General features: G+C 50.0%; 21 protein-coding genes. 7 read left to right on the top strand and 14 right to left on the bottom strand.

The window, feature by feature from the left end:
- Window positions 1-38: 38 nt before the first annotated feature.
- The 3 genes from AC5FX6_RS09880 to AC5FX6_RS09870 form a co-directional block, all read right to left on the bottom strand.
- Window positions 39-1,790 (bottom strand): M14 family metallopeptidase, encoded by a 1,752-nt coding sequence (locus tag AC5FX6_RS09880; RefSeq protein WP_493596885.1) that lies wholly within the window; start codon window positions 1,788-1,790, stop codon window positions 39-41.
- A gap of 61 nt (window positions 1,791-1,851) precedes the next feature.
- On the bottom strand, window positions 1,852-2,298 hold the full coding sequence (locus tag AC5FX6_RS09875; RefSeq protein WP_493596884.1) for a DoxX family protein: 447 nt from the start codon (window positions 2,296-2,298) through the stop codon (window positions 1,852-1,854).
- Between the two features lie 40 nt (window positions 2,299-2,338).
- Window positions 2,339-2,965, bottom strand: a complete 627-nt coding sequence (locus AC5FX6_RS09870; protein ID WP_493596883.1) for a mechanosensitive ion channel protein MscS — start codon at window positions 2,963-2,965, stop codon at window positions 2,339-2,341.
- Window positions 2,966-3,085: 120 nt separating this feature from the next.
- Between AC5FX6_RS09870 and surE the strand changes: the two genes are divergently transcribed.
- On the top strand, window positions 3,086-3,859 hold the full coding sequence (gene surE, locus AC5FX6_RS09865) for a 5'/3'-nucleotidase SurE (RefSeq protein WP_493596882.1): 774 nt from the start codon (window positions 3,086-3,088) through the stop codon (window positions 3,857-3,859).
- A gap of 73 nt (window positions 3,860-3,932) precedes the next feature.
- Here surE and AC5FX6_RS09860 read toward each other — a convergent pair whose 3' ends face one another.
- The 7 genes from AC5FX6_RS09860 to AC5FX6_RS09830 form a co-directional block, all read right to left on the bottom strand.
- Window positions 3,933-4,577 carry an energy transducer TonB gene (locus tag AC5FX6_RS09860; protein ID WP_493596881.1) on the bottom strand — a complete coding sequence of 215 codons (645 nt, stop codon included), beginning with the start codon at window positions 4,575-4,577 and terminating at the stop codon, window positions 3,933-3,935.
- A 277-nt stretch (window positions 4,578-4,854) separates the two neighbouring features.
- The gene (locus AC5FX6_RS09855; RefSeq protein WP_493596880.1) at window positions 4,855-6,117 is read right to left on the bottom strand and encodes a TonB family protein; all 1,263 of its coding nucleotides are present in this window, start codon (window positions 6,115-6,117) and stop codon (window positions 4,855-4,857) included.
- Window positions 6,118-6,216: 99 nt separating this feature from the next.
- Window positions 6,217-7,659, bottom strand: a complete 1,443-nt coding sequence (locus AC5FX6_RS09850) for a TonB family protein (protein WP_493596879.1) — start codon at window positions 7,657-7,659, stop codon at window positions 6,217-6,219.
- Window position 7,660: 1 nt separating this feature from the next.
- Complete coding sequence (locus AC5FX6_RS09845) at window positions 7,661-8,035, bottom strand: BlaI/MecI/CopY family transcriptional regulator (RefSeq protein ID WP_493596878.1); 375 nt, start codon at window positions 8,033-8,035, stop codon at window positions 7,661-7,663.
- Between the two features lie 139 nt (window positions 8,036-8,174).
- Entirely contained in the window at window positions 8,175-9,563 is a 1,389-nt protein-coding gene (locus AC5FX6_RS09840; RefSeq protein ID WP_493596877.1) for a RagB/SusD family nutrient uptake outer membrane protein, read from the bottom strand.
- 21 nt (window positions 9,564-9,584) lie between these two features.
- Complete coding sequence (locus tag AC5FX6_RS09835) at window positions 9,585-12,662, bottom strand: SusC/RagA family TonB-linked outer membrane protein (protein ID WP_493596876.1); 3,078 nt, start codon at window positions 12,660-12,662, stop codon at window positions 9,585-9,587.
- A gap of 248 nt (window positions 12,663-12,910) precedes the next feature.
- Complete coding sequence (locus tag AC5FX6_RS09830) at window positions 12,911-13,504, bottom strand: histidine phosphatase family protein (RefSeq protein WP_493596875.1); 594 nt, start codon at window positions 13,502-13,504, stop codon at window positions 12,911-12,913.
- 339 nt (window positions 13,505-13,843) lie between these two features.
- Here AC5FX6_RS09830 and AC5FX6_RS09825 point away from each other — a divergent pair, with 339 nt between their 5' ends.
- The 3 genes from AC5FX6_RS09825 (at window position 13,844) to AC5FX6_RS09815 (ending at window position 16,761) form a co-directional block, all read left to right on the top strand.
- Complete coding sequence (locus AC5FX6_RS09825; protein WP_493596874.1) at window positions 13,844-14,953, top strand: glycosyltransferase; 1,110 nt, start codon at window positions 13,844-13,846, stop codon at window positions 14,951-14,953.
- A 40-nt stretch (window positions 14,954-14,993) separates the two neighbouring features.
- On the top strand, window positions 14,994-16,091 hold the full coding sequence (locus AC5FX6_RS09820) for a CgeB family protein (protein ID WP_493596873.1): 1,098 nt from the start codon (window positions 14,994-14,996) through the stop codon (window positions 16,089-16,091).
- A 112-nt stretch (window positions 16,092-16,203) separates the two neighbouring features.
- The gene (locus AC5FX6_RS09815; RefSeq protein WP_493596872.1) at window positions 16,204-16,761 is read left to right on the top strand and encodes an NUDIX hydrolase; all 558 of its coding nucleotides are present in this window, start codon (window positions 16,204-16,206) and stop codon (window positions 16,759-16,761) included.
- On the opposite strand, the gene hisC is transcribed toward AC5FX6_RS09815, so the two are convergent.
- Window positions 16,758-18,911, bottom strand: coding sequence for a histidinol-phosphate transaminase (gene hisC / locus AC5FX6_RS09810; protein WP_493596871.1), 2,154 nt, complete (start codon window positions 18,909-18,911; stop codon window positions 16,758-16,760). The two genes, AC5FX6_RS09815 and hisC, sit on opposite strands and share 4 nt — an antisense overlap.
- Before the next feature lie 210 nt (window positions 18,912-19,121).
- On the opposite strand from hisC, the gene AC5FX6_RS09805 reads away from it, so the two are divergent.
- The gene (locus tag AC5FX6_RS09805; protein ID WP_493596870.1) at window positions 19,122-19,574 is read left to right on the top strand and encodes a MarR family winged helix-turn-helix transcriptional regulator; all 453 of its coding nucleotides are present in this window, start codon (window positions 19,122-19,124) and stop codon (window positions 19,572-19,574) included.
- 76 nt (window positions 19,575-19,650) lie between these two features.
- On the top strand, window positions 19,651-20,463 hold the full coding sequence (locus tag AC5FX6_RS09800; RefSeq protein ID WP_493596869.1) for a TerB family tellurite resistance protein: 813 nt from the start codon (window positions 19,651-19,653) through the stop codon (window positions 20,461-20,463).
- A gap of 39 nt (window positions 20,464-20,502) precedes the next feature.
- Here the strand turns inward: AC5FX6_RS09800 and AC5FX6_RS09795 are convergent, their stop codons facing one another.
- Entirely contained in the window at window positions 20,503-21,102 is a 600-nt protein-coding gene (locus tag AC5FX6_RS09795; protein ID WP_493596868.1) for a DsbA family oxidoreductase, read from the bottom strand.
- A 116-nt stretch (window positions 21,103-21,218) separates the two neighbouring features.
- Between AC5FX6_RS09795 and AC5FX6_RS09790 the strand changes: the two genes are divergently transcribed.
- Window positions 21,219-22,403 carry a serine hydrolase domain-containing protein gene (locus AC5FX6_RS09790; protein WP_493596867.1) on the top strand — a complete coding sequence of 395 codons (1,185 nt, stop codon included), beginning with the start codon at window positions 21,219-21,221 and terminating at the stop codon, window positions 22,401-22,403.
- Window positions 22,404-22,463: 60 nt separating this feature from the next.
- On the opposite strand, the gene AC5FX6_RS09785 is transcribed toward AC5FX6_RS09790, so the two are convergent.
- Window positions 22,464-25,757: an amidohydrolase family protein gene (locus AC5FX6_RS09785; protein WP_493596866.1), complete on the bottom strand. Its 3,294-nt coding sequence runs from the start codon at window positions 25,755-25,757 to the stop codon at window positions 22,464-22,466.
- Window positions 25,758-26,088: 331 nt separating this feature from the next.
- Window positions 26,089-26,802, bottom strand: coding sequence for an endonuclease/exonuclease/phosphatase family protein (locus tag AC5FX6_RS09780; RefSeq protein ID WP_493596865.1), 714 nt, complete (start codon window positions 26,800-26,802; stop codon window positions 26,089-26,091).
- Between the last annotated feature and the right edge of the window lie 2 nt (window positions 26,803-26,804).

Here is a 26,804-nt window from a genome sequence, read left to right as displayed (position 1 = left end):
CTCATCGGGTGGCTTTTGCTTTTTATCCTAATTCTGTTTTAAAGTGGCAGCTTCATATCCTGCATCAATCTGCCAACCGGATACATGTTGTGGGTAGGCTCGTAGTGCGGTGAGTTTCGGTATACAAAATCAAGCTGAGCGCGTCCGTTTTTGGCGAACTCCGGGTCCTGCTTTTTGCGTGCTTCCAGTTGCTTGCGCAGGTCTGGGTTTTGCTTTAGGATATCAGCGGCCAGGTCTTCAAACACATAGCTCGAGAAGTACTCTTTCTGCATCAGGATACTGTCGAAGAAGTTCCAGTTGAAGTATGAGTCCACGGCCTGAGGCTCCAATGCCTCTACCAGGAATCGGTTAGCTTCCTGGTTCAGGTATACCACGTAGTCGCCTTTCAGGAACTGGCGCGGGATAGTGCGGGTCTCCACTTGCGTGCCAGTGTGCAGGTAGTGGCCTTCGTAGGCACGTGGCGATGTCTTATAGTCCGTGATGTAATAGGTATCGAGCGTAAGGGTGGTGTCTCGCTTGAGCTGGCGCATCTCCACTTTGTTCAGCTTCAGACGATCGATCACTTCACGCCAGGCTTGCGGAATAATGTACGCTACTGGTTTCTCCACAGTCACAGAAGGGGTGAAGGTGTTATAGTAGTTGATGTTGGTGGAGTAAGGTGCTTTACGGTCGTAGTATAGGCGCTCGAGCCCGCTTACTTCGCTTGGCTTGTACTTAGCAGCATAGCCCAGAAAAGGGACTTGCTCTACCTTAGTAGTGTCCAGCTTCCAGTCCAGCGCAAAGGTCTTTTGGGTGAGCGTTTCTTGTTTCGCCCTGGCTCTCAATTCACCTATCTCTTTGGCGTCACGGCTCACAGTGCTGATCATGTGCTCCATCAGCTTGTAAGTGGACTGCACCCGCTGATCAAAGGGCTTAAGCATGTGTGTCTCCGGTACGAAACCAATGGTGTTGTACAGCGCCGTGTAGCCGGTAGCATAGCGCGGCGACTCCATGAAGCCAATGATGCCTTTCTCTGGTGTCTCACCAATGGTGTTCATGTATGGTACCATCGGGAATTTATCTTTCTTCATGCCCTCATATAGCGAAGGTAGCATCTTGCCCTGCAGGTAGCCAGCCAAGGTTGGGTTCAGCTTGTTGTGCTGCGTGGCAATCAGCGTCATCACGTGCTGGTAATCGGCTCCGTTGGAAGTGTGGTTGTCCATGAACACATCCGGATCCCAATCGCGGTAGATGAGGTGGAAAGTCTGGGCGTTTTTGGAATCCGTCTTCAGATAGTCGCGGTTCAGATCCAGGTTGCGGGCATTGCCTCTAAAGCCGTAGCTTTCCGGTCCGTTTTGGTTGGTGCGGGTATGGCTGTTGCGGTTGAGTGCCCCGCCGATGTTATACACAGGTATAATGGCCAGCACCACATTGTCCAGTTGCTTGCGTTTGTTCTTGTCCTGCAGGTAGTCACGGGCCAGCAGCATGGTCGCGTCTATACCTTCGGGCTCGCCCGGGTGTATGCCGTTCTGGATGAGCAATACGCGCTTGTCTTTCTGCTTAATGGAGCGTGGGTCGAAGTCTTTGTCGGTGGAGATGATGACCAGGTGCAACAGACGGCCGGAGTCAGTATAGCCGTAGGGCACCATTTTCACTTCGTCGTAAGCGGCATCAAGCTTGCGGTACCAGTCAATGGCTTCGTCGTAAGTGGCGGTCTGGTTCTTGTTGCCTTTCTCGTAAGGCGTTTTGAGGTCGGTTTTGTCAGGTGTTCCGGTAGCCAGCAGCGCGGCTAAGAGCAGAGTGGTTAGCATGTGTGGTGTTTACAATTGGTCTTGTAAAGCAATGTTAACCAATTCGGGGCAAAAATCCTGCTTAGACCATAAAAGTCTTCCGGTTTTTGTTTGTCGGGAATAGCTGCTTATCCAGGCTATACCTGCCCGGTCCTATGAAGTAGAGGGCAAAGAAAAGGATAGCCGCTTCCAGGGCATGTGAATAGCCGCCAAAACCGTCGCCGGCACTGACGTGACGCAACGTGGCTACGATCATCGTGATAACGAGAAGGATAACCGTAGGGCGGAAGAAAAGTCCCAAGACTAGCAGTGCACCACCCACCGTTTCAGCAAATGCAGCCATAAAACCCCAGAATTCCGGCATAAAGTCTATACCCAGCAATTGCATATTAGCCCCGATCTTCGCCCACCGTTCCGGTCCGCCCACCATCTTAGGCCAACCATGGAGTATAAACATGATGCCGATGCCGATGCGGAGCAGCAGAAGTCCGGTGTTTTTATAGCTATAACGGGTGCGGAGTAATGACATGAGAGCAATAATACACAATCTGCTGTAATATCACAAAAATCTAATATATTAAAATGCCGCGTACCAAGGTGTTAGCGGGAACTTGATCGGGTTTTAATTTATGCAGACTATTTTGGTCTAATTGGCTGGTGTCCAGTATGAAAGTCATGCCACTCTTTTCGCTTACTGCCAAAAAGCCAGCTTCGCTTAAACTGGTGCTGCTAATAGGATGGTGCTGTATTACTTCACCGTATTTTGATCCAACTCCTATACCTTGTGCTGTTTTGTAGTCTTCGTCACGAACATGGATGCGCCATACCTGGCAGTCAGGCTCACAGATTTGTTCTACCAGCAGGCCACGGGGACTCTCCGGGGCACTGAACACATAGGCAGTATACTGCTGGCCTTCAAGTTGCAGGGTGGTATCTCTGATCTGTTGCCCTTCGGGTACATGGCTGCGCATCTCTTCAATAGGCATACCTATGCGGATGCGGCCTGTCTGACCTTTGGCGATCATTAGGTCAGCGGGATCTGCCGGAGTCTCTGATGTTTCAAATTCGACTGTTTCAGTCATCGGACCACCTTCGGTCACTGTATCGTTAGTGGCATCATCGTTTTTGTCACGGTCGGCGAGGCAAGCTGCCATGCCCACCCCCAACAAGATGGCGTATAGAATATTCTTAAGCATGAGGTGAGATTAATGAATCATTATATTCCATGTAACCCTGTTGTGACAGCCCGGGTTGTCGTATATTAGCACGAAAACGTAATTCGTTTATTTTGTCATACATCAACTAAAAATAATAAAATGGCTTTACCATTAATACTGGTTTCGAACGACGACGGCATTACAGCGCCAGGTATACGTACGCTGGTGAAAGTGGCCAAGAAGATAGGAGAGGTTGTGGTTGTGGCACCTGATGGGCCGCAGTCAGGTATGGGGCATGCGATCACGATTGGCAACACACTGCGCCTGGACCGCTCCATCGCTTTTGAAGACCTGGGTATAGAAGCGTATGAATGCTCCGGCACCCCGGCCGACTGTGTGAAACTGGCTAAGCACCATGTGCTGAAAGAGCGCCGCCCGGACCTGGTGGTGAGCGGCATCAACCATGGCTCCAACTCCAGCATCAGTGTACTGTACTCCGGTACCATGTCAGCCGCTATTGAGGCTGCCATTGAGGGACTTCCGGCCATCGGATTCTCACTTTGCGACTACGGGCACGAGGCTGATTTCACCCACTCCGAAGAATTTGTGGAATTGATCATTCGGCAGGCGCTGGAGCATGGTATACCTGAAAACACTGCCCTGAATGTGAATATACCGAAAAAGAGCAGCGAACCGATCAAAGGAGTGAAGGTATGCCGCCAGGCCCATGCCAGATGGCAGGAAGAATTTGACGAACGCCTCGACCCGCGTAACCGTCGCTATTTCTGGATGACGGGCAGCTTCGTGAACCACGACAAAGGAGAAGACACGGACGAATGGGCGCTGGTGAACAATTACGTATCCGTAGTGCCGTGCCAGTACGATATGACCGCTTACCACGCCATGGCGACGCTGAACGAGTGGAATATCTAAGGTATAGGTGATAAAAATAGAAGCCTCCCCCGAATCTATAATTCTGGGGAGGCTTTTTTGTAAGTAGGCTCTATCAGAAGCGTACAGGCATGGTGAATCTTACCTTCACAGCGTTTCCCTGCTGCACACCTGGTTTCCACTTTCCATCGGTTAGGCGCAGGACCCGTATAGCCTCCTCGTCTAAAGTTGGTGTGAGGCTTTTCACTACTGCGAAATCACTTAAAGTCCCGTCTTCATGAACAATAAATGAAATCTGAGAAATGCCGGAAGGAGAGTTGGACCTGTTATACTTTCTATTCTTCTCTATAAATTTTAGTAGTTGAACCATGCCTTCTTTGTAATCAGGCATCTTATCTCCCTCCGCTAAGACCGATGGTGGAATTTGCTCATTAGCGTTTCCCTGACGAGTCAGATTCATATTTTCTGTGTTTTGCTGCGCATTCCCTTCAAAGCGGATTGGCAAGGTAAATCTGACAGCCACGTGCTTTCCGTTCTGCTTACCCGGAACCCACTTGCCACTCATGCTCTCCAACACACGTATGCTTTCCTGCTCCAGTTCCGGATGCAGACCTTTAATGATTGCCACGTCCGACACGCTACTGTCCGGGTTTACGACAAAAGAAGCCACCAGCAAGCCGCCTGGAAGACCCTCTGCATAGCGTAGATTCTGTCCGATATACTGCATCATACCTGCTTCGCCACCTTCAAATTCGGGCATCTGTTCAACAAAGGTATAGATGTGCCGTGTTTCAGAACTTTTTGTTTGAGCGGTAGCGTCAGGGAGGTTTATTAAAGTGATGCAAATGGCCAACGTTAAGCTGGTAAAGAATTGTAAAGTTGTTTTCATGAAAAGGATAAGTTGAATAAGCAGGCCCGAGGCGTAATGAAAAACTAAATGTATAGATTATTTCGTTTATTATAAAAGCTGTAAATGTAAAAACCCCTGGGCTGCAATGCGCAGCACCAGGGGCAACCTAACAAGTTTGTGTTCTAGCTTATTTATGCCTTGTTACTAGCACATCGGCTTGCTTTACATTCGAATCAGTGGCTCTCTTTGAAGCATCCTCTGTTACAAACAGGATGGTGATCTTCTGACTAACCGCTACAGGTTGTCCGTCTACTTTCCCCGGATTCCACATGCCTTGTGTTTTCTGAATTGTGTTAGAGATCATATCATGCATCTCTTTTCCCATACCTACTGTGAACATACTGATTACTTTGCCGTCTTCTTTTATGACTAAGTGCACCTCAACGGCTCCTTCAAAGTCGGTATTGGCAGGGTAACGCAGGTTTTTGGCCAGATATCTTTCAAAGGATCCCTCTTTGAAAGTTGGCTTCACATCTACTTCTTCTATCTTATAAGAGTGCTTGGTATACTTAGTCATGGTCGGTACGCCCATTTTCTCGCTGCCTTTGCCTGACTCAGAGCTCAGGAACTGTACCGGCAGCACTACTTCGGCACCGGTAGGCTGACCGCTTTTGAGGGCAGGCTCCCACTGGCCGGAAGTAGCTTTCACAGCCGCCATGGCTGATTCTGATAGTTTAGCCAGTATAGTCTTGTTCTGCAGTTGGAAGGTAGACGCATCCATGTAGTCGAGTTCAGAACCGGGGCCCACCATCTTTTTGAGCTTGGTGCCTTCCAGTCGCACATTCGATACCTGACCATCCTTTTCTACATAGAACTTCACCACCACACGGGCATTCAGGTTTTCCTTTTTCGCTTCGGCTGGGAGTGATAGGTAGGACTGCATGGCCTGCTGCATGGCTTCTGTTCCGCCCTTAAAAGCAGGCATTTGATTTGCCACGCTGGCAGAGGCTGCACGGTCTGATTCTGTTAATGAAAACCTGATCGGCAAGGTATAGCGCACCCGTACGGCTTCGCCATTTTGGCGGCCCGGAGTCCAGTGACCAGCCATCAGCTTCACAACCCGCATGGCTTCCTCATCAGTTTCTTTGCTGAGTGGCTTTACGGTTTTTACTTCACTGATTTTGCCATCGGTTTCTACCACAAAGGTTACCACCGCCAAACCTTCCACTCCATTGCTTTTGGCAACAGCAGGGTACTGGATGTTGGTGCCCAGGAATTTCATCATTTCAGTCATGCCACCTTTGAATTCGGGCATTTGTTCTACATAGGAGTAGGGTTCGTTTCCGGACTTTTTAGTTTGCGCAAGCGCATCCGTCTGTAAACCGAAACTGAGTGAGAGGGCCAGCAGGGGAGCAGCCAGCAAGGTTTTGAGTGTGTTTTTGTTTTTCATGAGATGTAAGTTTATAGTTCGTTTTAGTTCAGTAAAGGCAATAGTGACCCTACCCCGGTTTTAAGCCGGGCTTAGCAGGTATAAAAATGTGTTAGCGTATTACTTTATGGCGAAGCGTACAGGCAAGGTATAGCGGACCGGTACGGTTTTCCCGTTTTGTTTGCCAGGGTCCCATTGGCCTTGCATCGCTTCTACTACGCGTATGGCTTCCTTATCAAGCGATTCGTGTAGCGTTTTTAGGACTGTGATATCCTGCAAGCCCCCTTCTTTGTCCACTACAAAACTCAATACAACCAAACCTTCCGCGCCTGCATCCTGAGCATCCTGAGGGTAGCGTATGTTACGACCCATGAATTTCATCATCTCAGATTCGCCCCCTTTGAACCTGGGCATCTGCTCCACATAGGTATAGGGTTTCTCGGCAGCGTTCTTCTCCTCTGATGGTCTGGCTGGCGTAGTAGCCGATTCCACCATTTTGACTTCTTTCTTTGCTTGTTCCGCCGTTTTGGTTGTACTCACGTCAGCCGTCGCTGCCGGATCCTGGCTTATACCTTCTCGCTTTTGTTCCCCCACAGGTATACCGGCTTTTCGGGCAGGTGCTGTTATTAGTATTTCGGAGAGCGAAGCAGGTTCTTCTATAAGAGGGACTATATCAGCGCTTACTTTGTTCGTTGAGAATGCAGCCACAAGCAGCATGAGCACAGGCAAGGCTAATAACAATCGCATTTTGCTTGTAGGTCTGCCATGCAGTTGCAGCATGCGCAGTCTACGGAACACCTGCGGTTTCTGGAAGTAGCTTCCAACAGGTATACCGGCCATATAAAGGGCCTCTTTGGCCAGCAGTGAACTGTATTCCTGTGGTCGGTGGTTCGCCAGCACCTCAGCATCCGCCTGAAACTCGTGCACATTGCGCAGCTCTTCTTTCATAAGCCATACCAGCGGGTTGAACCAAAGCATAGCAGTCAGAATTTCATAGTACAGTACATCGTAGGTATGGCGCAGGCGCACGTGGGCCATTTCATGTGAAAGTATCTGCTGCTGTTCCTGTGCAGACAAATGGTTCATATCTCCCAGAAACACATAGTGCAAGAAGGCAAATGAAGGGAGCTGCCCTTCGGTTTGCAGCACAGTTGCTTTGGGACTTGGTGTTGGCAGGGGCTGTGCAGCAGAAGCCAGTAGTTTGATGCGCACTACCTGTATCCCCAGCCTGATCAGTAAAATCAGTCCAACTACCGCGTAAAGGAGAAGCAGAGCCTGACTGATGGTAAGAAACGGTGCAGTGTTAGCAGCAGAGGAACTGTAGGCCATCACTTTTATTTCCTGTAGCTGTATGGCAGGTATAACCTCAGCAGCAGGGAGTACTGATTGAAAAGGGAGCGGTAACTCTAGTAGCGGAACAGCTAAAGCGATGATAGGGGCTAACAGCAGGTATAGTCTGTTGTAGAGCAGGCCAGGCTGATTCTGGAGGACGAGTCTGTAAAACAGGTATAGCACCAGCAAGGCCAATGTCGATTGCAGCAGATAGTTAACCAGAGTTTCCATCTTATTTGTCCTCCTCTTTAAGATCGTCTTTTACATGGCGCATCAGCTGGTCCAGTTCTTTTACATCCAGGTTATTATCCTTGGCGAAGAATGAAACGAGCTTTTCGAAAGAGCCTCCGAAATAGCCACTCATGAAGTTTTTCAAGAAGAAGCTTTTGTACTTGTCTTCAGCCACCAAAGGGTAGTATTCATGCGACTTACCGAAGGCATTGTAGCCGACAAAGCCTTTTTTCTCCAGAATACGCACAATCGTTGACACCGTATTGTAAGCTGGTTTAGGCTCAGGCATTTCCTCTAAAATGTCTTTTACGAATCCTTTCTCCAGTTTCCAGAGAATCTGCATGATCTCTTCTTCGGCTTTGGTGAGTTCTTTCATGGGCTTATAGGCTATGTGATAGTTTAAAGATATAACTAATTACTTAGTTTACAAACTAAAGGTTTAGTTATTTTTGATTATTCATAAAAAAAGGCTCCCCATTTGGGGAGCCTTTCTAAATAAGGTACAGAAGTGCTGATTAATAGCCTTCGTTTCTATCCAGGCTAGGGTTACGCTCGATCTGCTGTAACGGAATAGGCCAGAGGTTACGGAAGGCCTGAGCATCGCAGAAACCAAGAACTTCGCAAGTCAGGTTGTAACGACGCAGGTCCATAAATCGGAGACCTTCACCTACAAACTCTAAACGGCGCTGACGCAGAATTTCTTCGAGTGCAGCTCTGTTAGTAAGAGCCAGCAATCTTGGTAAACCTGCTCTCACTCTAACCGCATTGATGTCGGAAAGAACCTGTGGCAGTACTGGCAGAATATTGTCGCCACCATTCGCTGTCTGTCTTACAGCAGCTTCTGCTCTGATCAGGTACATTTCTGCCAAGCGGATCACAATTACGTTATCGGCATTGTTCACGGCGTCTTCGTACTTCAGTAGTCTGCGGCGGTTAGCAGAGCCATCAATGCGAACAGTTGCCTCAAAACGAGTATCACCGTTAGCTGCTGACGCTTGCAACGCATCGTAAGTACCCTGACGCACATAGAATTTCTGACCAGGTGTATTAGGGTTAGTTGATGAACCCAGGTTGTTTTGGTCGTTTGGCGTGAAGTCGATCTCAAAGATGGACTCTCTGTTGCCGCTACCTTCTGTGGTGAACACACTGGCAAAAGTAGGCATCAGTTCGAAAGCGCCGCTCTCGATAACCTGACTGGCTTTTGTTTGTGCCTGTGCATAGTTTCCGCTTTGCAGATACACACGGGCTAGCAGGGCAGAAGCTGCAAGTCCTGAAGCACGACGAGGATCTGTTCTTTCCTCAGTACCCAGCATGTTCTCTGCATTAGTCAGGTCACTGATGATCGAGTTATACACATCCTGCGCAGAAGAGCGCGGCAGGAACTGAATGTCTGGCAGGCCAGTAGTTGCATTCAGCTCAAGTGGAACACCACCAAACACCTTCACCAGGTCAAAGTAAGCTAGCGCTCTTACAAAGTACATCTCACCCTGAATCGCATCGCGCTGCTCAGCTGTTATAGTACCTGCTGAAAACAAATTATCAGCCTGAGCGATAACAGTGTTTGCACGGTTGATTACCACATAAATAGTGCCCCAGGTGTTATCAATCTGTAAGTTGGAAGCTGTAAAGGCTCGTCTCGTTGCCTCAAGGTCAGTGGTAAATGTACCGATGAACTCCATATTATCAGAGTACACTTCATTGTAGAAGGCATAACGATAACCATAGTAGTCTTCATCCTGCATAGCGCTATAAGCACCCAAAGCAGCCTTGTCTAATGAATTGAAATCTGTTACGGCAACATCAGCCTCTACCTGAGTGGTCGGAGCCACTTCCAGTCTGTCTTCGCAGCCGGTCATTACACTCAGACCTAGAGCTGCGGCTATTATGAATGAATATCTTTTCATCTTCAATAATCCTTTTAATGATTAAAAACCAACATTAACACCAAATGTGATAGTGCGGCTCTGAGGCACTGTATAGAAATCTACACCCAATGTTGTGTTGCTGGTGCCCGCAAAGTTTACCTCTGGGTCGAAACCAGGGTAGTCTGTGAAAGTAACAAGGTTCTGAGCCTGAGCATACACACGCAGTGATCTCATTTTCAGGCGCTCGCTGATAGAAGTTGGCAGGGTATAACCCAATACCATGTTCTTGAGGCGGAGGTAAGAACCGTCGTAGATAAAGCGTGATGTGTTGCTTCTGCCATTGAAGTTGTCATCTAAGTAAGTAGCGCGCGGTACATCCGTCACGTCACCTTCCTGACGCCATCTTCCTAATACCTCTTCTACCATGTTGTCGTCGTATACGCCAAGGTGCATCTGATACTGACGTGACGGCATGGCGATTTCGTTGCCATAAGAGAACTGGAAGAACACATTCAGGTCGAAACCTTTGTAACGCAAGGTGTTTGTAAGACCACCGATAAAGTCAGGCTGTGCGTTGCCAAGTACAGTGAAGTCATCGTCTGTGATGATGCCATCTCCGTTGATATCACGGAAGTTCACGTCACCGGCCATCGTTCCATTGAATTCAGCTTTAGATTCCGGAACATCTTCTGTTCTGCTGTAGATACCGTCAGAGATCAGACCGTAGAATGTACCTATTGGCTGACCTTCACGCAATACCAAAGAGTTGCCACCAAAGCCGTAGAAGATGTCCTGGCCTTCATACAGCGACGTTACCTTGTTGCGGTTACGGGCAATGTTGAAGTCAGTAGTCCAGTTAAAGCCGTCGCCTGGGTTAGAGATGTTTACTGTGTTCAAGGCAATTTCAAAGCCTTTGTTCTCTGTAGAACCTACGTTGAACTGCACACTAGAAAAACCACTCTGTGTTGGAATAGGACGTGCAAAAAGCAGGTCTTCTGTTTCCTTGATATAATAGTCTAACGCCAGGTTGATACGTCCATTCAGGAAGCCAATGTCAGTACCTACGTTAAACTGTCTGGTTGTTTCCCACTTCAGGTCTGGGTTGGCCAATTGAGACTGGGCCAGACCTGAAAGATCGAGGTAGTTGCTACCGCCAGTGTAAAGTGGCAGGTATCTGAAGTCACCGATTTCCTGGTTACCTGTTACACCGTAAGAAGCACGCAGCTTCAGTTCACTCATGTAGTCAAGTCCTGACATGAAGTCTTCTTCAATCAGTCTCCAACCTGCAGAAACAGATGGGAAGTAGCCGTAACGGTTGTTCGCACCAAAACGGGAAGAACCGTCAGCACGGAAGTTGACACCCAACAGGTATCTGTCTCTGAAGGAGTAGTTCACACGACCGAAGAAAGAAACGAGTGCAGACTCAATTTCAGCGTTTGTACCGGCGTTCACACGGGCGGCGCTAGATACGTAACGGAAACGCTCACTTGCAAAACCTTCACCTGTAACGCTGGCACTGCGAATCTGATTGTCCTCGTTGCTGGCACCAATTACAGAAGAGATGCTGTGTACCTCGTTGAAAGTCTTATTATAAGCCAATGTAGCCTCTAATAAGCGCTTGGTAGCAGTTGTAGTGGCATTGATGGCTTGGCCACCTTGTGCCTCAAAAGTAGATCCAGGGAAGTTAGCGGCGCTATAACGACGTTCTTCCACGTTCAGCACGTCTATACCACCTTTCACCTGCAGATCAAGACCTGGTACGATTGAGTATTTTGCAAACGCGTTACCAACAGCACGTAGGTTACGGGTTTCGTTATCGTTCTCAAGACCTTCAGCTACCGGGTTAGTATAGTAGAAGTTAGGGTAAGAGTAAGTTCTCGTTTCTACATCAGTGAAAACCGGCCAGAGCGGAGACGCAGCCAGGGCATTGGCAAACGGGCTGGTGATCGAGTTGTCGCTAATGATACGGTCGCTGTCTGAGCGGCTCAGCTGGATGCTGGTACCTAGCGAGAACTTGTCATTTGCCTGGTGGTCCAGGTTCAGTCGGGTAGAGTAACGCTGATAACGGCTGCCAATTACAACACCCTTCTGATCGAAATAGTTACCAGATACATAGTAGCGCGTTTTCGGGTCACCGCCGCTCAAAGAGAGCTCATAGTTAGAGATACCAGCCGTGCGGGAAATCTCATCTACCCAATCCGTATCTGCTAATGGGAAATCAAGTCCACCATAATAGAAGTCAGCGAAGTCCTCTGGCGTATACTCACCTTCCGGAATAAAGCCATCATTCACGAAAGCTTCCATCATGATCTCAGCATACTGCTGCGAGTTCAGAAGCTTAGGCTGTTTCCAGTAGTTTTGTGTACCTGTGTACATATTGAAGTTCACCTGCGTTTGACGGGCAGAACCACGCTTGGTAGTGATCAGTACTACACCGTTGGCAGCACGCGAACCGTAGATAGCAGCAGCAGAAGCATCTTTCAAGATGTCAATTGACTCAATATCGTTCGGGTTGATGTCTGTCACTGCGTTAGTAGACTGACCACCAAAGCCCAGCTGAGAGAAGTCACCTGTTGTTAGTGGAACACCGTCCACTACATAAAGTGGCTGGTTGCTGGCAGAGATAGAGGTTGCACCTCGCACACGCACCGTGATACCGCCACCTGGTGTACCAGAGTTCTGGGAAATCTGAACACCTGCCGCACGACCCTGCAATGCCTGGTCAACGCCAACAACAGGTAGGTTCTGGATGTCTTCAGATTTTACCTTTGCAGTAGCACCTGTTACTTCACGGCGCTCCTGTGTACCATATCCTACTACGACAACCTCGCTTAGCATGCGCTCATCAGCTGCAAGCTGTACATCCACTGTTGAGCGTCCGTTCACAGGAACTTCCTGACGCTGCATACCTATAAAGCTAAATACCAGGGTGGCATTAGGCTGTACAGTTACTGTGTACTCCCCGTTAACTCCGGTCGTAACACCATTCGTAGTGCCCCGCTCCAGGACGGTAACACCTGGTAGCGCAGAGCCATCATTGGCCGCTGTTACTCTACCGGATACAGTTTGAGTCTGAGCCCAGACACTTCCTACAAGTGTCAAGACTAAAAAGAAGCTCAATAGTATACTCTTCTTCATAGTAGTTAAATTTGATAAAAAATTGATTTAGGAATTAACATTAGTCTTGTCAATTGGTTGAGAAAAATCAAAAAACTGACTTAACTAATTTAGCAAATATAAAAAAATAATACACACATTCCATTAAAATGTTGGATTGAACTTAGTGGTTGTGTTGTGTTAAGTGTAAACCATTAAACCCCAGAGAGATTTGATGTTACGCGATTGATCACCTTGAGGTGTTGCTTCATTTATTATGGGGGATTTTCTTATTTCTTCTCCAGTATTGTCACACTTAAAAAACCACTGCCTTCGTGCATAGCCGACTTCCAGCCCAGGTCCTGCAGGTACCATCGTATAAAATTGTTCAGTAGGCCATGTGCTACCAGGATCACAGTTGGGCTTTGCTTCGCTTCGCCTGCCAGGAAGGAGGCGGCATCACGCGCTCGCTGCTTTGCCTCCCCAAACGTTTCGATTCCTTTGCTATTCAGTCCCATCATCCAGAGCAGTCTGGCGCTTGCCAGCCAGAGCCGGATCGGAAGTCGTAGCAGGGGTAACGAGAAAATCCGGCGCTCAAACTCTCTGAACTCGTGTCGTATAATCAACTCCACTTCATCTCCGAAAATCTGACGGGCCGTGAGCTGTGACCTGATCAGGCTGCTGCAGTATACCTGCCGTATCTCCTGAAAAGGGATGGCCTCGTGCTTCATGACAAACTGCTCGACTTTGGCCGCATCGTATTCATTAATATAGCTTCGTGCATCTGCTGTGCTGAAGTACCCTTTCTTCGAAACCAGGGGCCGGGCATGGCGGATGAGGAAGATACGCCCACTAGTATAATTAGTTTGGGTTTTTTCTTTCAATTTGAGCCTATCTGTTACACTCGTAAGCTATACGCAGGGAAGCTGTAGATGGTGCACGCACATGGCAAGGAAAGTGTGATTCTGACTACCTGTTCGTTATGCGAAACAAGCATAGGATGTACGCATATTAAAAAAAAGTAAAAAACCGAAGATCACACTAACGGAATCTGGCTTGTACGCGTAATACAATGCACCGACAGGCCAGCCATCGGCCTCTTATACCTGGCCGGCACGCTTACCAATTTTACAGCTGTCTCCTTATGCCTTTCTGCAATGGAATGGAGATGGTGCATTGGCTCTAATCAAAACATGATGTAAAATATAGTTACACCAAAAACAATGAAAACACCCCATCATCCCTCGTCAATCCTGATGACTGCCGATACAGTTGGCAGCGTATGGACCTACGCCCTCGAACTGACCCGGGCCATAGCTGAGCATGGCACTACCGTAGCACTCGCCACCATGGGAGAACCCATGAGCGAGGAGCAGCGCGCAGAAGCTGAACGTATACCTAACCTCACTGTATATGAAAGCGAGTATAAGCTAGAGTGGATGGACGCACCGTGGGACGATGTACAGAAAGCAGGCGAGTGGCTGTTGGAGTTGCGCGATCAGGTGCAGCCTGACCTGATCCATCTCAATCACATGAGCTTTGGTAGCCTGAACTGGGGCAAGCCCGTCCTGACTGTGATTCACTCATGTGTGCTCTCGTGGTGGCGTGCCGTGAAGCAGGAGGAAGCTCCCAAAAACTGGAAGAAGTACAGCGAAATGGTGCGCAACGGTTTGCAGGCCTCCAATATAGTAGTCGCCCCGACGCAGGCAATGATGCACCAGGCGGAAGAACTCTATGGCCCGTTCAAGCAAAGCTCCGTCGTGTATAACGGCCGCGGGCAGCAGTATTTCCAGTTCGGACGCAAAGAGCCCTTCGTTTTCAGCCTGGGCAGGGTATGGGACGAAGCCAAAAACATTTCCATGCTGGCACACATTGCCTCTGACCTGCAGTGGCCTGTGTATATAGCCGGAGAGGGTAAGCACCCTGTGACAGGAGAAGCCATGGAACTGGACAATGTGTATTTCCTGGGGCAGCTCACAAACAAAGAAGTGTCCGATTGGCTCTCAAAGGCGTCTATATATGCGCTGCCAGCCAAATATGAGCCATTTGGGCTGACAGTGCTTGAAGCGGCCATGTCAGGCTGCGCCCTGGTAGTAGGCAAGACCGAAAGCATGGCCGAGGTATGGGGGAATGCCGCCAAGTACGTAGACCCCAACAGTGCAGACGAACTGCGTGATACCATCGAAAATCTGATTGACGACGAATTTTGCCGCAATATAATGGCTTGCCGTGCTGTGAAGCGCTCCCATGGATACACCGCTGACCAGATGGCCCAGGATTACAGTTATCTGTATGGGCAGCTGATTCAGGCACCGGTTTCGGTTTCAAAATGAAAAACTAGCTTATCTTTACCAAAAATTGTCAAACAACGAGATGAACATCGTTATCCTTGGCCTTTCTATTACAACTTCCTGGGGCAACGGCCATGCCACCACTTACCGCAACCTGGTTAGAGCACTGCATGCTAATGCCCACAAGGTTTTGTTTCTGGAAAGAAAACTGGCTCAGCGACAAGCTGCAGCTGATCTGGGTGAGCCCGACTTCTGCCAGGTTGGCACATATGGATCACTGGAGCAGTTAAAGCAATACACAGAGCATGTGCGTGAAGCAGATATGGTGATCGTGGGTTCCAGTCTGACGGAAGGCACTGCTGTCAGTAAATGGGTGATTGAAACGGCGAAAGGCATCAAGGCCTTCTATGACCTGGATGCACCCGGTACCCTGAGCGAACTCGAAGGGCAGGGACCTGCTTACCTTAGCGCGAGCCTGATTCCCGCCTTTGATCTATACCTGTCCTGTACAGGAGGGCCTGCGCTGGAACTGTTTGAGCAGAAGTATGGCGCCCGTATGGCTCGACCACTTTACTTTTCAGTTGACCCGGAACTGTATCACCAGGAGTATCGCGAAATCAAATGGGACCTGGGTTACCTGGGTGCTTACTCAGAAGATCGTCAGTCCACGTTGCAGAAGCTGATGGTAGATACCGCAGCGCAGTGGCCTGAGGGACGCTTCGCAGTAGCCGGTACCAAGTATCCTGAAGACATGGGTTGGCCAGGTAACATCAACATGCTGCATCACCTGACGCCGATCGAGCACCGCGATTTTTTCAATAGTCAGCGCTTTGCCCTGAGCATCGTACGAGCCGGCACCAGCAGATTCGGCTATACCCCGAGCATGCGCCTTTTTGAAGCGGCCGCCTGCTGCACACCTGTCATTTCTGATTATTGGGAAGGTATAGAAACGCTGTTTGAGCCTGAGTCAGAGATTCTGATAACGAAGAGTTCCTCCGAAACACTCCGCTACCTGCGCGAGATCTGTACCTCTGAGCGCAAAGCCATCGGTACACGGGCACGTCGCCGAGTAATGGCGCATCACACAGCCGCTCACCGTGCGCACGAGCTGGAAACCTATGTGGGAGAGCTAATGACACTGGATACCTCAAACGAACAAAAGCTGGAAACAATCAGCTAATCATAACTGGTGTAATTAAGTGTGGCCATACCTGATCTTGTAGCAAGCAGGTATGGCCACATTTTTGTGCCGTGGGCAACCCAGCATACACCTCAGCAATAACTTAAGAATAATGTCAAAGAAAGGAATAGAGCGCTGGAAAACGCTGAAGTCACAAGTTGTGTTTGATCATAAGTGGTATACCTTGCGGCGCGATCATGTGGAGCTGCCCAATGGTCACCGCATGGACGACTACTTTGTGAGTGTGCGGCCGGATGTGGTACTCACTTTTCCGGTAACGGAGGATGGGCAGGTGCTCTTTGTGCGGCAATACAAACACGCTGCCAGCGATATCTTCATCGAATTGCCAGGTGGAGTGATCGATGCACATGAAACAGACCCGCGTGAGGCTGCCAGGCGTGAATTGCTGGAAGAAACCGGCTATACCTCTGACGACATAGAACCCTTGCTGGAGGTAATCGACAATCCCACAAAAGACACGAACAAGGTATACTACTTCCTGGTCCGTAACGTGCGCGAAGTAGCTGCCCAGGATCTGGATGAGAGCGAGCACATTGAAGTACTCAAGGTGCCACTAAAAGAAGTAGAGCAAATGGTGCTGAGCGGCCAGGTATGCGTGGCAGGTTCTGTGGCGCTTTGCCTGCTGGCCCTCCGCAAGCTGGCAGTTTAGTCTGCCAACTGCCAGGCGGTGGCCGCTATAATGTTGGTACCCTTCCAGTGCAAGGTATAGCCAGCCACGTGCGCTGCCAGACTGAACTGCGGGTGCAGGTGTAACTCGTGCTGGAGCTGCTCAGCTGTTACCTGGCATGGAGCGGGTTTAAACCCGTTACGCGTCAGGCGGTGCTGCCAGGCATCCAGTCGTTCGTGGCGCTCTACGCGGTCATTTCCTTCAAAGGCGACCACATTGAGGATCTCTCTTCCAAAAAACTCCTGTTCGATCACGCGGCGCTCCGGCATATCGGCGGGTAGCAGCGTATCCAGCACATCAAATACAGTATAGTAGTGGCGCAGTGATTCGCGGAGGCGCGGCAGGAAGTCGAGGCGGTTGTGCTCAGAATCAGGTTCAGTGAGCGTAAGCAACTGTGGACGCAGTGCACGTATCTGTTGTAGCACCCGGTCACGCTGGTCAGGTATAGCTACTAGCTCGTCGGCAAGGTGGTGCAGGGTAAGGGCTGCATTCACGATCAAGGTATGCGAGGCGTCTATCTCCAGGGTCTGCAGGTCGAAGTCTTCGAGGCGGGTTGCCACATAGGTATAGCTAAACTCCAGACCCAGTCGCTGGGCATGTGCAGCCAGACCTGCCCCTGTGGCCTGCAGCTTATAGGCTGGATCAGGGTTGCTGTGATCTGGTATATCGATGCCGGTGAGGTGCAGCGTCGGGCGCTCGCCAGGCAAAGCCGCTAAGAGCTCCATCAAATGAAACCACTGCAAACCGCTGCCTATACCCAGGTCGAGCAGGTAGACCGAAGACTTATCGGCAATAGCAGACAGAATAGAGTGGTTCGCAAATCGGTGGCCAAATGTAACCAGCGGCGTGGCCGTCACCAGTACATTGAAAGCCGCGATCATGTCCATCTCCCCAAAATTAGTAGCATACAAGTTACCGGAAGCTGCACTTTTGTCCTGCTGGCAACGCATGGCCAGTGCCCGCGCAAAAGCCTGTGCAATACGGCCTCCTGCATCCGACTGCTCAGTTGCTCTGTTCAGTAAATCATGTGCCTGTGTTATTGCAAGTTCAGGTTGGTCTTGTACCTGGTAGCCCAGATCAAGTACTTGCGCTAATAGCGGCTGTGTAGGATATACTCGGGCAGGATGTAATAGTTCTTGTAGCATTTGCAGCAGGTATAGCTGGTGTTCGTCAGGCCCTATGGTCAGGCGCAAGGTATGGTCATCGGCGCGTCGCACCAGGATATTATTGGCAAGTAAGTACTCGTGGATCAAATCGGCGCTGTAACCACCGGCGTCAAGCAGCAGGAAATTGGCTTGCGATGGCCAGAACTGCACCCCCATTTTAAGCAGCGCTTTTTCCAGTTTGTTCTTTCCGGCTTGTGTGGCCTGCAGGGTCATGTGCAGAAAATGCTCGTCTTCCAATGCAGCCAGGGCCGCAACCTGCGCCAGCTGGTTTACATTGTAGGGTTGTTTCACCTCCAGTACCTGCCCGATCAGGTGGCGCTGCGCGATCATGTACCCGATGCGCACAGAGGCAAGACCATAGGCTTTGGAGAAGGTGCGAAGCACAACCAGATTCGGGTAACGCGGCAGCATGGCCACGGCATCTGCACAATCGGGAGCAGTGACGTACTCGATGTATGCCTCATCTACCACAACGGTAACATGGGCAGGCACCAGCTCAAGTATTTGCTCGAGTTCCGCTGTCGTCAGATAAGTACCCGTAGGATTATTCGGGTTACAGATGAAGCATAGTCGGGTGGAAGGCCGTATTTGGCGCATAAGCGCCTGCACATCAATCCGGAAAGAACTTGTGAGCGGTACTTCTCTGCAAGGTATTCGGAGCGCCCGTGCCTCGTGGCTATACAGTGGGTAGGAGGGAGTGAAAGTCAACACTTCCCCGTCTTTATCATGACCGCAAAACCGACGCACGAGGAGCGATATTAGCTCTGCAGATCCGCTTCCAATAATGATTTCGTCTTTCTCTATACCTAATTTGTCAGCCAGGGCCAGCCGCAAATCGGCCGCATCAGGGGTTGGGTAACCGTGTATGCTTGTCAGGGCTTGTTGCATCGCGGCAAGTACCTGCGGTGAGGAGCCAAATAGGTTTTCGTTTGTTGCAGCTTGATAAGGGAGGCGTTTCTGTTCCATAGCAGGTGGTAGCGGCATAATGTTTAGCATTGCAATATAGCAATTCAAAAATGTATATTATATTTTAAATGATGGTTAATCATAAAAAAATAATAACAAAGTTAAATTATAAAAAAGTGCTTTATAGGAGCAGGTAACTAATTGACTGAATATGTTGTATATACAATTATTGCAAGCGTTATTGCACATGAATCCTAGATTTTTATCAGCATGAAGTTAGAAGATGAATTAAAGATGCCGAAGTTCAGAAGCTCTTATCAAAAGGCTTCCCTGAACCTGATGTTTACGGGTGAGTGGATGATGGCACGGGTTGACAGTCTGCTCAAGCCTTACGACATCTCTTCCCAGCAATACAATGTGCTGCGCATTCTCCGGGGACAGCAGGGCAAGCCTATTAACCTCTTTGCTATACAGGAGCGCATGCTCAACCGCATGAGCAATGCTACCCGGCTCGTGGAAAAACTGCGCCTAAAGGGATTGGTAACACGAGACCTTTGCGAGCACAACCGACGCAAGGTGGAGATTGCCATTACAGATAAGGGCATGGAGTTACTCGACAACCTGGATCCCCTTATGCAGCAGATTGAGGAAGATACCTTTAAGAACCTGTCAGCTGAGGAAGCTCAGCAACTGAGTGATACCCTGGATCGGGTGCGGGATTAATCCCTGTGACAAGTTTGTATCGTTTAACTTCTGGCAGAGCCTGCCGTTTAAATGTCAGTATGACAAACGAATAGCTATGGAACAAGAACAAACCACTTTGTTGAAAGATTATACGATGGAAGAGAAGGGCGCCTACCTGGCTGCACTTGCTTCTGTCGCCTCTGCCGACGGGCATGCTTCTGAGGAAGAACTGGAATTTTTGAGGGTGCTGAGTGAGGCGGCCGAGATGCCCGAGAACGTGGAGGAGGAGGTGATTTCAATTGCCAAGAACCCCTCACAGATTAGCGTGCAACGGGTGCTGGATGTGCTCAAAAAGAGCGAATTGCGCTTCTCTTTCATCACCGATATCATCAGTTTTGCCAAAGCTGATGGCGAATATACCCAGGAGGAGCAGAAGCGGATTCAGGAGATGGCCAATTACCTGGGCGTGGATCAGAAGCAGTACAGTGTGCTGGAACAATTTGTGAACAAGGCCGATGAGGCACAGCAGCATGGAGAAGATCCGAGTTCTCAGGCATTTATGAGTAAGAACGGATTTGGCGATATGTTTAAGAATGCCGGTATCTCCCCACAAATGGTGCAAGGTATACTAGGAATAGCAGCGCCGCTTGTACTGGCTCGCATGATGGGCGGCGGCAGACGCCGCGGTGGTATGATGGGAGGCATGGGCGGCGGCCTGCTGGGAGGTCTGCTAGGTGGCATGATGATGGGCCGAGGCGGTCTGATGGGGGGCGGTCGACGCTCAAACAGCGGCCTGGGTTCCATGGCTTCCGTGTTAGGAGGCCTTAACGGGCGCAACCGCTACGGAAGCATGGGCTCCGGCGGACTAGGTGGATTGCTGGGAGGCCTACTAGGCGGTGGTAGAAGAGGTGGAGGCTCCAGTTGGTAAGGTATAGCGTTTTGCATTAGAGTTAGAGCTGGGGGTAGGCTATACCTCCAGCTCTAACTTTATCAGCCTTCTCAGGTCCTCTTCCCGCAGCAGTCCCCGCACCATTTTGTCTCCGATTATAAAAGTTGGAACGGCCTGTATTCCTGCCTCCTCGTAAGCATGCCGTAGCGCCTCCTGATGTGCCTCTTTATACCTGCGTGACTCCAGCACTTGCCGGAATTCCTGCTCATCCAGCCCAACTTCACCGGCCAACTTTGTAAGCACGTTAATATCTCCGATATCCTGTTCTTCCTGAAAAAAAGCCGTGAACATGCGGTGGGTATACGCTTCGCCTTTTCCCTGCTCCTGTGCGTACTGGTAGCCCTCGAACGATAGGTGTGTATAGGGTTGCGGCGATACCTTGGGCAGTACGATCTGCACGTCGAGCCTTTTAGCCATTGGGTACACGGAGTTCTCCCAGGTAGTTTGCAGATATTCACCCTCCGGCTTCAAGGTCGGGTTCGGGTAGGGTCGCAGCTCAAATGGCTTCCACTCCACCTGTACCTGATCCTCTATACCTTGCAGCGCCTTTTCGAGGACCTGCTCCCCAAAGAAGCAGTAGGGGCATACATAGTCGGAATAAACCTTTATTTGTAGCATAGTTTTCCATTAGGTTGGTTTATTCTACCGTACAGGCTGAGCTTTTGTTTGGCTGGTGGTGCTGATATAGTTGTCATTGTGTAGATTTAGAAAGCATATTGAATTTAAATAGAAGGATGATAAGAAACAGATTTATTCAGCTGACATTAGCTTTAGGCCTACTGGCTTGTCAGCAACAACCGCAGCAACTTACTGCAACTGCTCAAGCGCAGACCACCGAAGCGAAGGTATACTACCCCGGCAAAGGTGATAACTGGGAGAAAAAACAGCCGGATCAGGTTGGTATGGATGCTGGTTTATTGCAACAGGCAGTGGAATGGGCTAAACAGCAGGAAACCACCCAGATGCCTAAGGACTTCTCCACCCAGGAAGAGATCTTCGGAAAAATGCTCGGTTCTATACCTAGCGACCGGGCCAATACCAATGGCATTATCCTAAAGAATGGCTACATCGTGGCTGAATGGGGTGAAACAGAGCGGGTAGACCCGACTTACAGCGTGGCCAAAAGCGTGCTCTCCACCATACTGGGCATCACGATTGACCGGGGCATGATCAAAGACATCCAGGATCCGGTGGCGAATTATGTGCAGGACGGCGGCTACGACTCGGAGCAGAACCGAAAGGTAACCTGGGAGCACCATGTGCGCCAGACCAGTGAGTGGGAAGGCGAGCTGTGGGGAAAGAAACATGACTTCGTGGGCAAGGAAGAATATGGCCGTGGAGAGCGCAAACCGCGTGAACTGCAGGAGCCGGGTACTTTCTACGAGTACAACGACGTGCGCATTAACCGCTTTGCCTTGTCTATGCTTCGCTTATGGAAGAAGCCGTTACCGGAAGTGTTTAAAGATGAAGTGATGGACCCGATAGACGCCTCCAACACCTGGCAGTATGTACCTTACCGAAACTCTTATGTGGATGTTGACGGCAAGCGCATGCCATCGGTGAGTGGCGGTACCCGCTGGGGGGGCGGACTCTGGATCAGCGCCCGCGACGAAGCCCGCTTCGGTTACCTGTTTTTGCGCAATGGCCGCTGGAAAGACAAGCAGATCGTGTCGGAAGAGTGGGTGAAGGAAGCAACTACTCAACGTGGACCGGTAGGCCCTGACTACGGCTACCTTTGGTGGCTCAACACCGAAGGCAAAGCTTGGCCAAGTGCGCCGACTACTAGCTATGCGGCTTTAGGGGCCGGGCAGAATACCATTTGGGTTGACCCGGAGCATGATATCGTGATCGTGTGGCGCTGGCATAATGGCAATCCGGATGAATTGATCAAACGCGTGCTGGCGGCAGTGAAGGAATAAAACAAAACGAGCCGACTCAACTGAGTCGGCTCGTTCTATATAAGGTTATACCTTTAGATATTAGTGACGGCAAGTACAGTGCTCACCGGCTATACCTTCTGTGCGGGTGTCAGATCCTTCGTGCCAGTCGAAAGAGGCTGCGTACTTGTTGTTTTCCCACCAGAATTTGCCTGGCTTGCGCTCGTAGTTGCCTACTTCGTTCAGGGTAGCGGCATCAAACAGACGGCCGTTTACCATGGTGTAGCGCACGTGCTCGGAGTTCTGGATGTTCTCCAGCGGGTTCTGGTCCAGCACGATCAGGTCAGCCAGTTTGCCAGTTTCCAGTGAGCCGATCTCTTTGCCCATGCCCAAGTATTCTGCACCATTCAGCGTAGCAGCACGCAGGGCTTCCAGGTTCGTCATGCCGCCTTGCTGCAGCATCCACAGTTCCCAGTGTGCACCAAGGCCTTGCAGCTGTCCATGCGCACCCAGGTTTACTTTCACACCAGCATCGGTAAGGGCCTTGCAGGCTTCAGACGTTTTGAAGTAACCGTTCTTGTATTCTTCGTCCGGCACCTGCATCACGAAACGTGAGCGACCGTCGATTACAGAGCGTGGCGTGAACTTCAGGAGTCTTTCTTTCTCCCATACCTTGGTGTTCTGGTACCAGTAGTATTCGCCGCTGGTCGCACCGTAATTCACGATCAAGGTAGGGGTATAGCCCGTGTTAGAAGCTTTCCATACTTCCACCACGTCTTTGTAAAGCGGAGCAATCGGAATGTTGTGCTCTATACCTGAGTGACCGTCGAGGATCATGCTCATGTTATGGAAGAAAGTCGAGCCGCCTTCCGGTACCACGGTCATGTCGAGTTCGCGGGCCGCCTGAATAATTTGCTGGCGCTGCTCACGGCGTGGCTGGTTGTAGCTCTTCACCGAGAAGCCACCGGCAGCCTGAATACGGCGCAGGTGCGAACGGGCATCATCAAGGCTGTTAACCACGGCTTTGAAGTTGCCATCAGCTCCGTATAGGATGGTGCCTGTTGAGTAAATTCTAGGACCCACCATATGGCCTGCCTTCACAGCTTCAGACTGGCTGAATACCATCTCCGTGGTAGAAGACGGGTCGTGCGTTGTAGTTACACCGTAAGCCAGGTTGGCAAGGTAGGACCACTGCTGTTTCGGGCTCATGCCGTTGCGGAAGGTACCCAAGTGCGCATGCACATCTACTATACCAGGCATAATGGTCTTGCCGCTGGCGTCGATCACTTTCGCGTCTTTCGGCACGGCTATACCTTTGCCAACTGACACAATGCGGTTGCCGTTCACGATGATCGTACCGCCTTCAATCACTTCATCGCCCTTCATCGTGATAATGCGGGCATTGGTGAAGGCTACTTTGCCCTGTGGGGCGTCTGTCTTGAACTCCAGCCCGATCTTTATACCTGTCGTGTCGATAGCAGGCAGTTTCTCAGGAGCGCCCTCTATAAAAGCAAAGCGGTCTTTCAGATCGTTAGAGAAGTACTGGTCGCCCAGCACCCAGTTCACTTTTTTACTGTCGCCTGACCAGTGCACACTCGTACCGGCGTCTTTGGTGAAGCGAGCTACCGGAACGGCCTTGGTTTCAGCACTCAGTTCCATACCGGCACCGTTGGCCGAGAAAGGAACCACGTAACCGTTGAACAACTCCACAAAAGCCAGCCACTTGTTGTCCGGGCTTGGGTAGAACTGATCGGTATAGGTAGAGGTATAGTGCGTGCGTTCTTCTTTTCCGTTCAAGTCAACGCTTTTGAATACATATTTACCACCTGCTCCTGAAGTGAAGAAAATGCGGTCAGACGTAGCGTTGAACAGTGGGTTGAAGCCGTTTTTCTGTATCAGTTTCGGGTTTTTGCCGTCGGCTGTCATGTAATAGGTGCCACGCTCATTGCCGTGCGCATAACCCATGTGGTTGTTGCCGCCGTCTTTGGTATACAGGATCAGCTTGCCGTTAGGCGAGAAAGAGGCATTGGTATAGAAACCTTTCTCCGAAGTCAGTTTGGTTGGCTTCGCGTTCTTCTTGCGGATGTCCACTGCCATCAAAGCGCCGAGGTTCTCATCATCCCAGGTAGAGTACACCAGGGTTTTGCCGTCAGGCGAGAAAGCAGGATAGAATTCGAAATCCTTGCCATTGGTGATGCGCTCCGGCTTACCGTTTGGCAGTTCTTTTTTGTAGATATGGCCTGCCGCGTTGAACACCAACAGCTTGCCGTCAGGCGACGTCACAGCATGGCGGATGGCCTTGGCAGTGAACTGTGCCGGGGAAACACCTTCCTTGCTGAAGTCGTGGCGAACAGCTTCGGCGATGTGGTGCGTGGCAGTCGCTTCGAAAGGGATGTTGGTCACCTTCTGGCTGGCTACATCGATCCTGTTGATCTTGCCACCTGCCCAGAATACCAGGCTCTTATTATCAGGTGTCCAGGCGAAGTTCGGGTAAACACCGAAGATAGCCCAGGCTTCCTGCTGGTCGTTGCTCAGCTGGTCGTAGATAGGCCACTGTTCACCAGTCTTCAGGTCGTGGATGAAGAGCACAGACTTGGTGCGCACGCGGCGCACGAAAGCCAGCTGCTTGCCATCGCGGGAGATCACCGGACGCACAGAACCGCCGTTGCCGGTCACCACGTTCTCGATCTCTCCTGTGTTGCGGTCCACGCGACGGATGACGTAGATCTGGCCGTTCGGGTCTTTGTTGTACTCGAAGGTAGTGCCGCCGCTCATGTCTTCAGAGAAGTACACGTACTTGCCATCCGGTGATGCCATCGGCTCACCAGCATCCTGCTGGTCGTTTTTGCGCTTGGTTAGCTGCACACCAGCTCCACCTGACTTGTGGTACATCCACATCTCGCCGGCACCCAGCGAACGGGAAGCTGTAAAGTGCTTGCGGGCAATCAGGTACTCTCCGTCTGGCGTCCAAACGGCATTGTTCAGCAGTCGGAAGTTCTCTTTGGTGATCTGCTTGGCATCGGAGCCGTCGCGCTTCATCACCCAGATATTGTCGCCACCACCCGCATCAGAAGTGAAGGAGATGAACTTGCCATCAGGGCTAAAACGGGGCTGCACTTCGTAGGCGCGGCCGCTGCGGAGCAATTTGGCCTTGCCACCTGAGATGGGCATACTATAGATGTCGCCGAGCATGTCGAATACGATCTCTTTGCCGTCCGGACTCACGTCCAGACTCATCCAAGTGCCTTCGTCAGTTGTTACCGTGATTTCTTTTTGCGGACCGCGGGCTTCTTCCACGTTCCACTTATTGTCTTTTTTGTCCTGCGCCGTGGCTGTGCCTATGGGTAAGGCAAGTGCCGCCGCGAGGAACATACTCAGATAGGTATGTTTCTTCATGACAGGGTGTTAGTCGATTAGATTAGTTTAGATTCTCAAATTTAATGATTTGAGGGGAGAAATCAGAAAAGGTTTAAATGGAACGGGCAGGATTGAGAATATTGGAGGGGAGCGTGGATTTGAGATAAGAGTTTCCGTAGGGACAGGTAGCGACTCAATGCTGTCAACTTAAGAGTTTTTTGTCATTTCGACCCTAGGGAGAAGTCTGAAAAATTGAGGAAGCCTTGCAATAATCCAGATCTCTCATTGCATTCGAGATGACAATTAGAGGCTGGATGCCTTAAGTTGACGGTATTGGGTCGCGACCTGTCCCTACAGTTAAATTGACACCTTAATTCATATCAAACTCGCAACTAACCGGCAAATGATCGCTGATTTTCAGCCATTGCTCAACACCTCCAATTTCAAACTTAGTTAGGCCAGTATAAAACTCCTGACTGCCAAATACATAATCGATATGGTAGGGCCTTTCCAGTTTTCTGTGAAAGAAGAAGGTAGGTTGAGACTCTTTGCCTTGTTCTTCTTTGTGGTGTAGATGATACAAGCTTCTTATACCTAACTCCTCCAACTCTTTTACTACATCAGAGTGATTCCACCATCGGTCCCACTGATCCCAAATGGTATTGCTGTTAAAATCTCCTGCAATCAAAGTTTGTTTGAGGTACTGTTTGTTTACCTGAAGGTACTTCCACAACTGACCAATGTAGCCGAAGTTCGGAGAGTTATTCTGGTGTGTCCAAATACCCAGAAGCTGAAACCTGTCGTTGATCCTGCACGGCAAAAAATGCTTTACCGTATGATCCTGATATGTATTACTCCAATCCAGCGGCTCAATTTTTATATGCTCAGTTGCGAAAATGCCGAGCCCCTTGTTCTTAGTATCGCCAATCCAGATATGATTTTTTGCCCAAGCCATGTACTCATGGTGGCGGGATCGCTCGGGGTCCTCACACTCTTGGATGATGTAAATGTCAGCTTTAAAGGTTGACAAATGCTCAAATTTGTTCCTTAAAGCACCATTGCAGTTCCACGTTACGATCTTCATCC

It is taken from the genome of Pontibacter sp. LHS2 (genome assembly GCF_058932845.1).
This window is presented reverse-complemented; position numbering and strand designations above follow the sequence as displayed.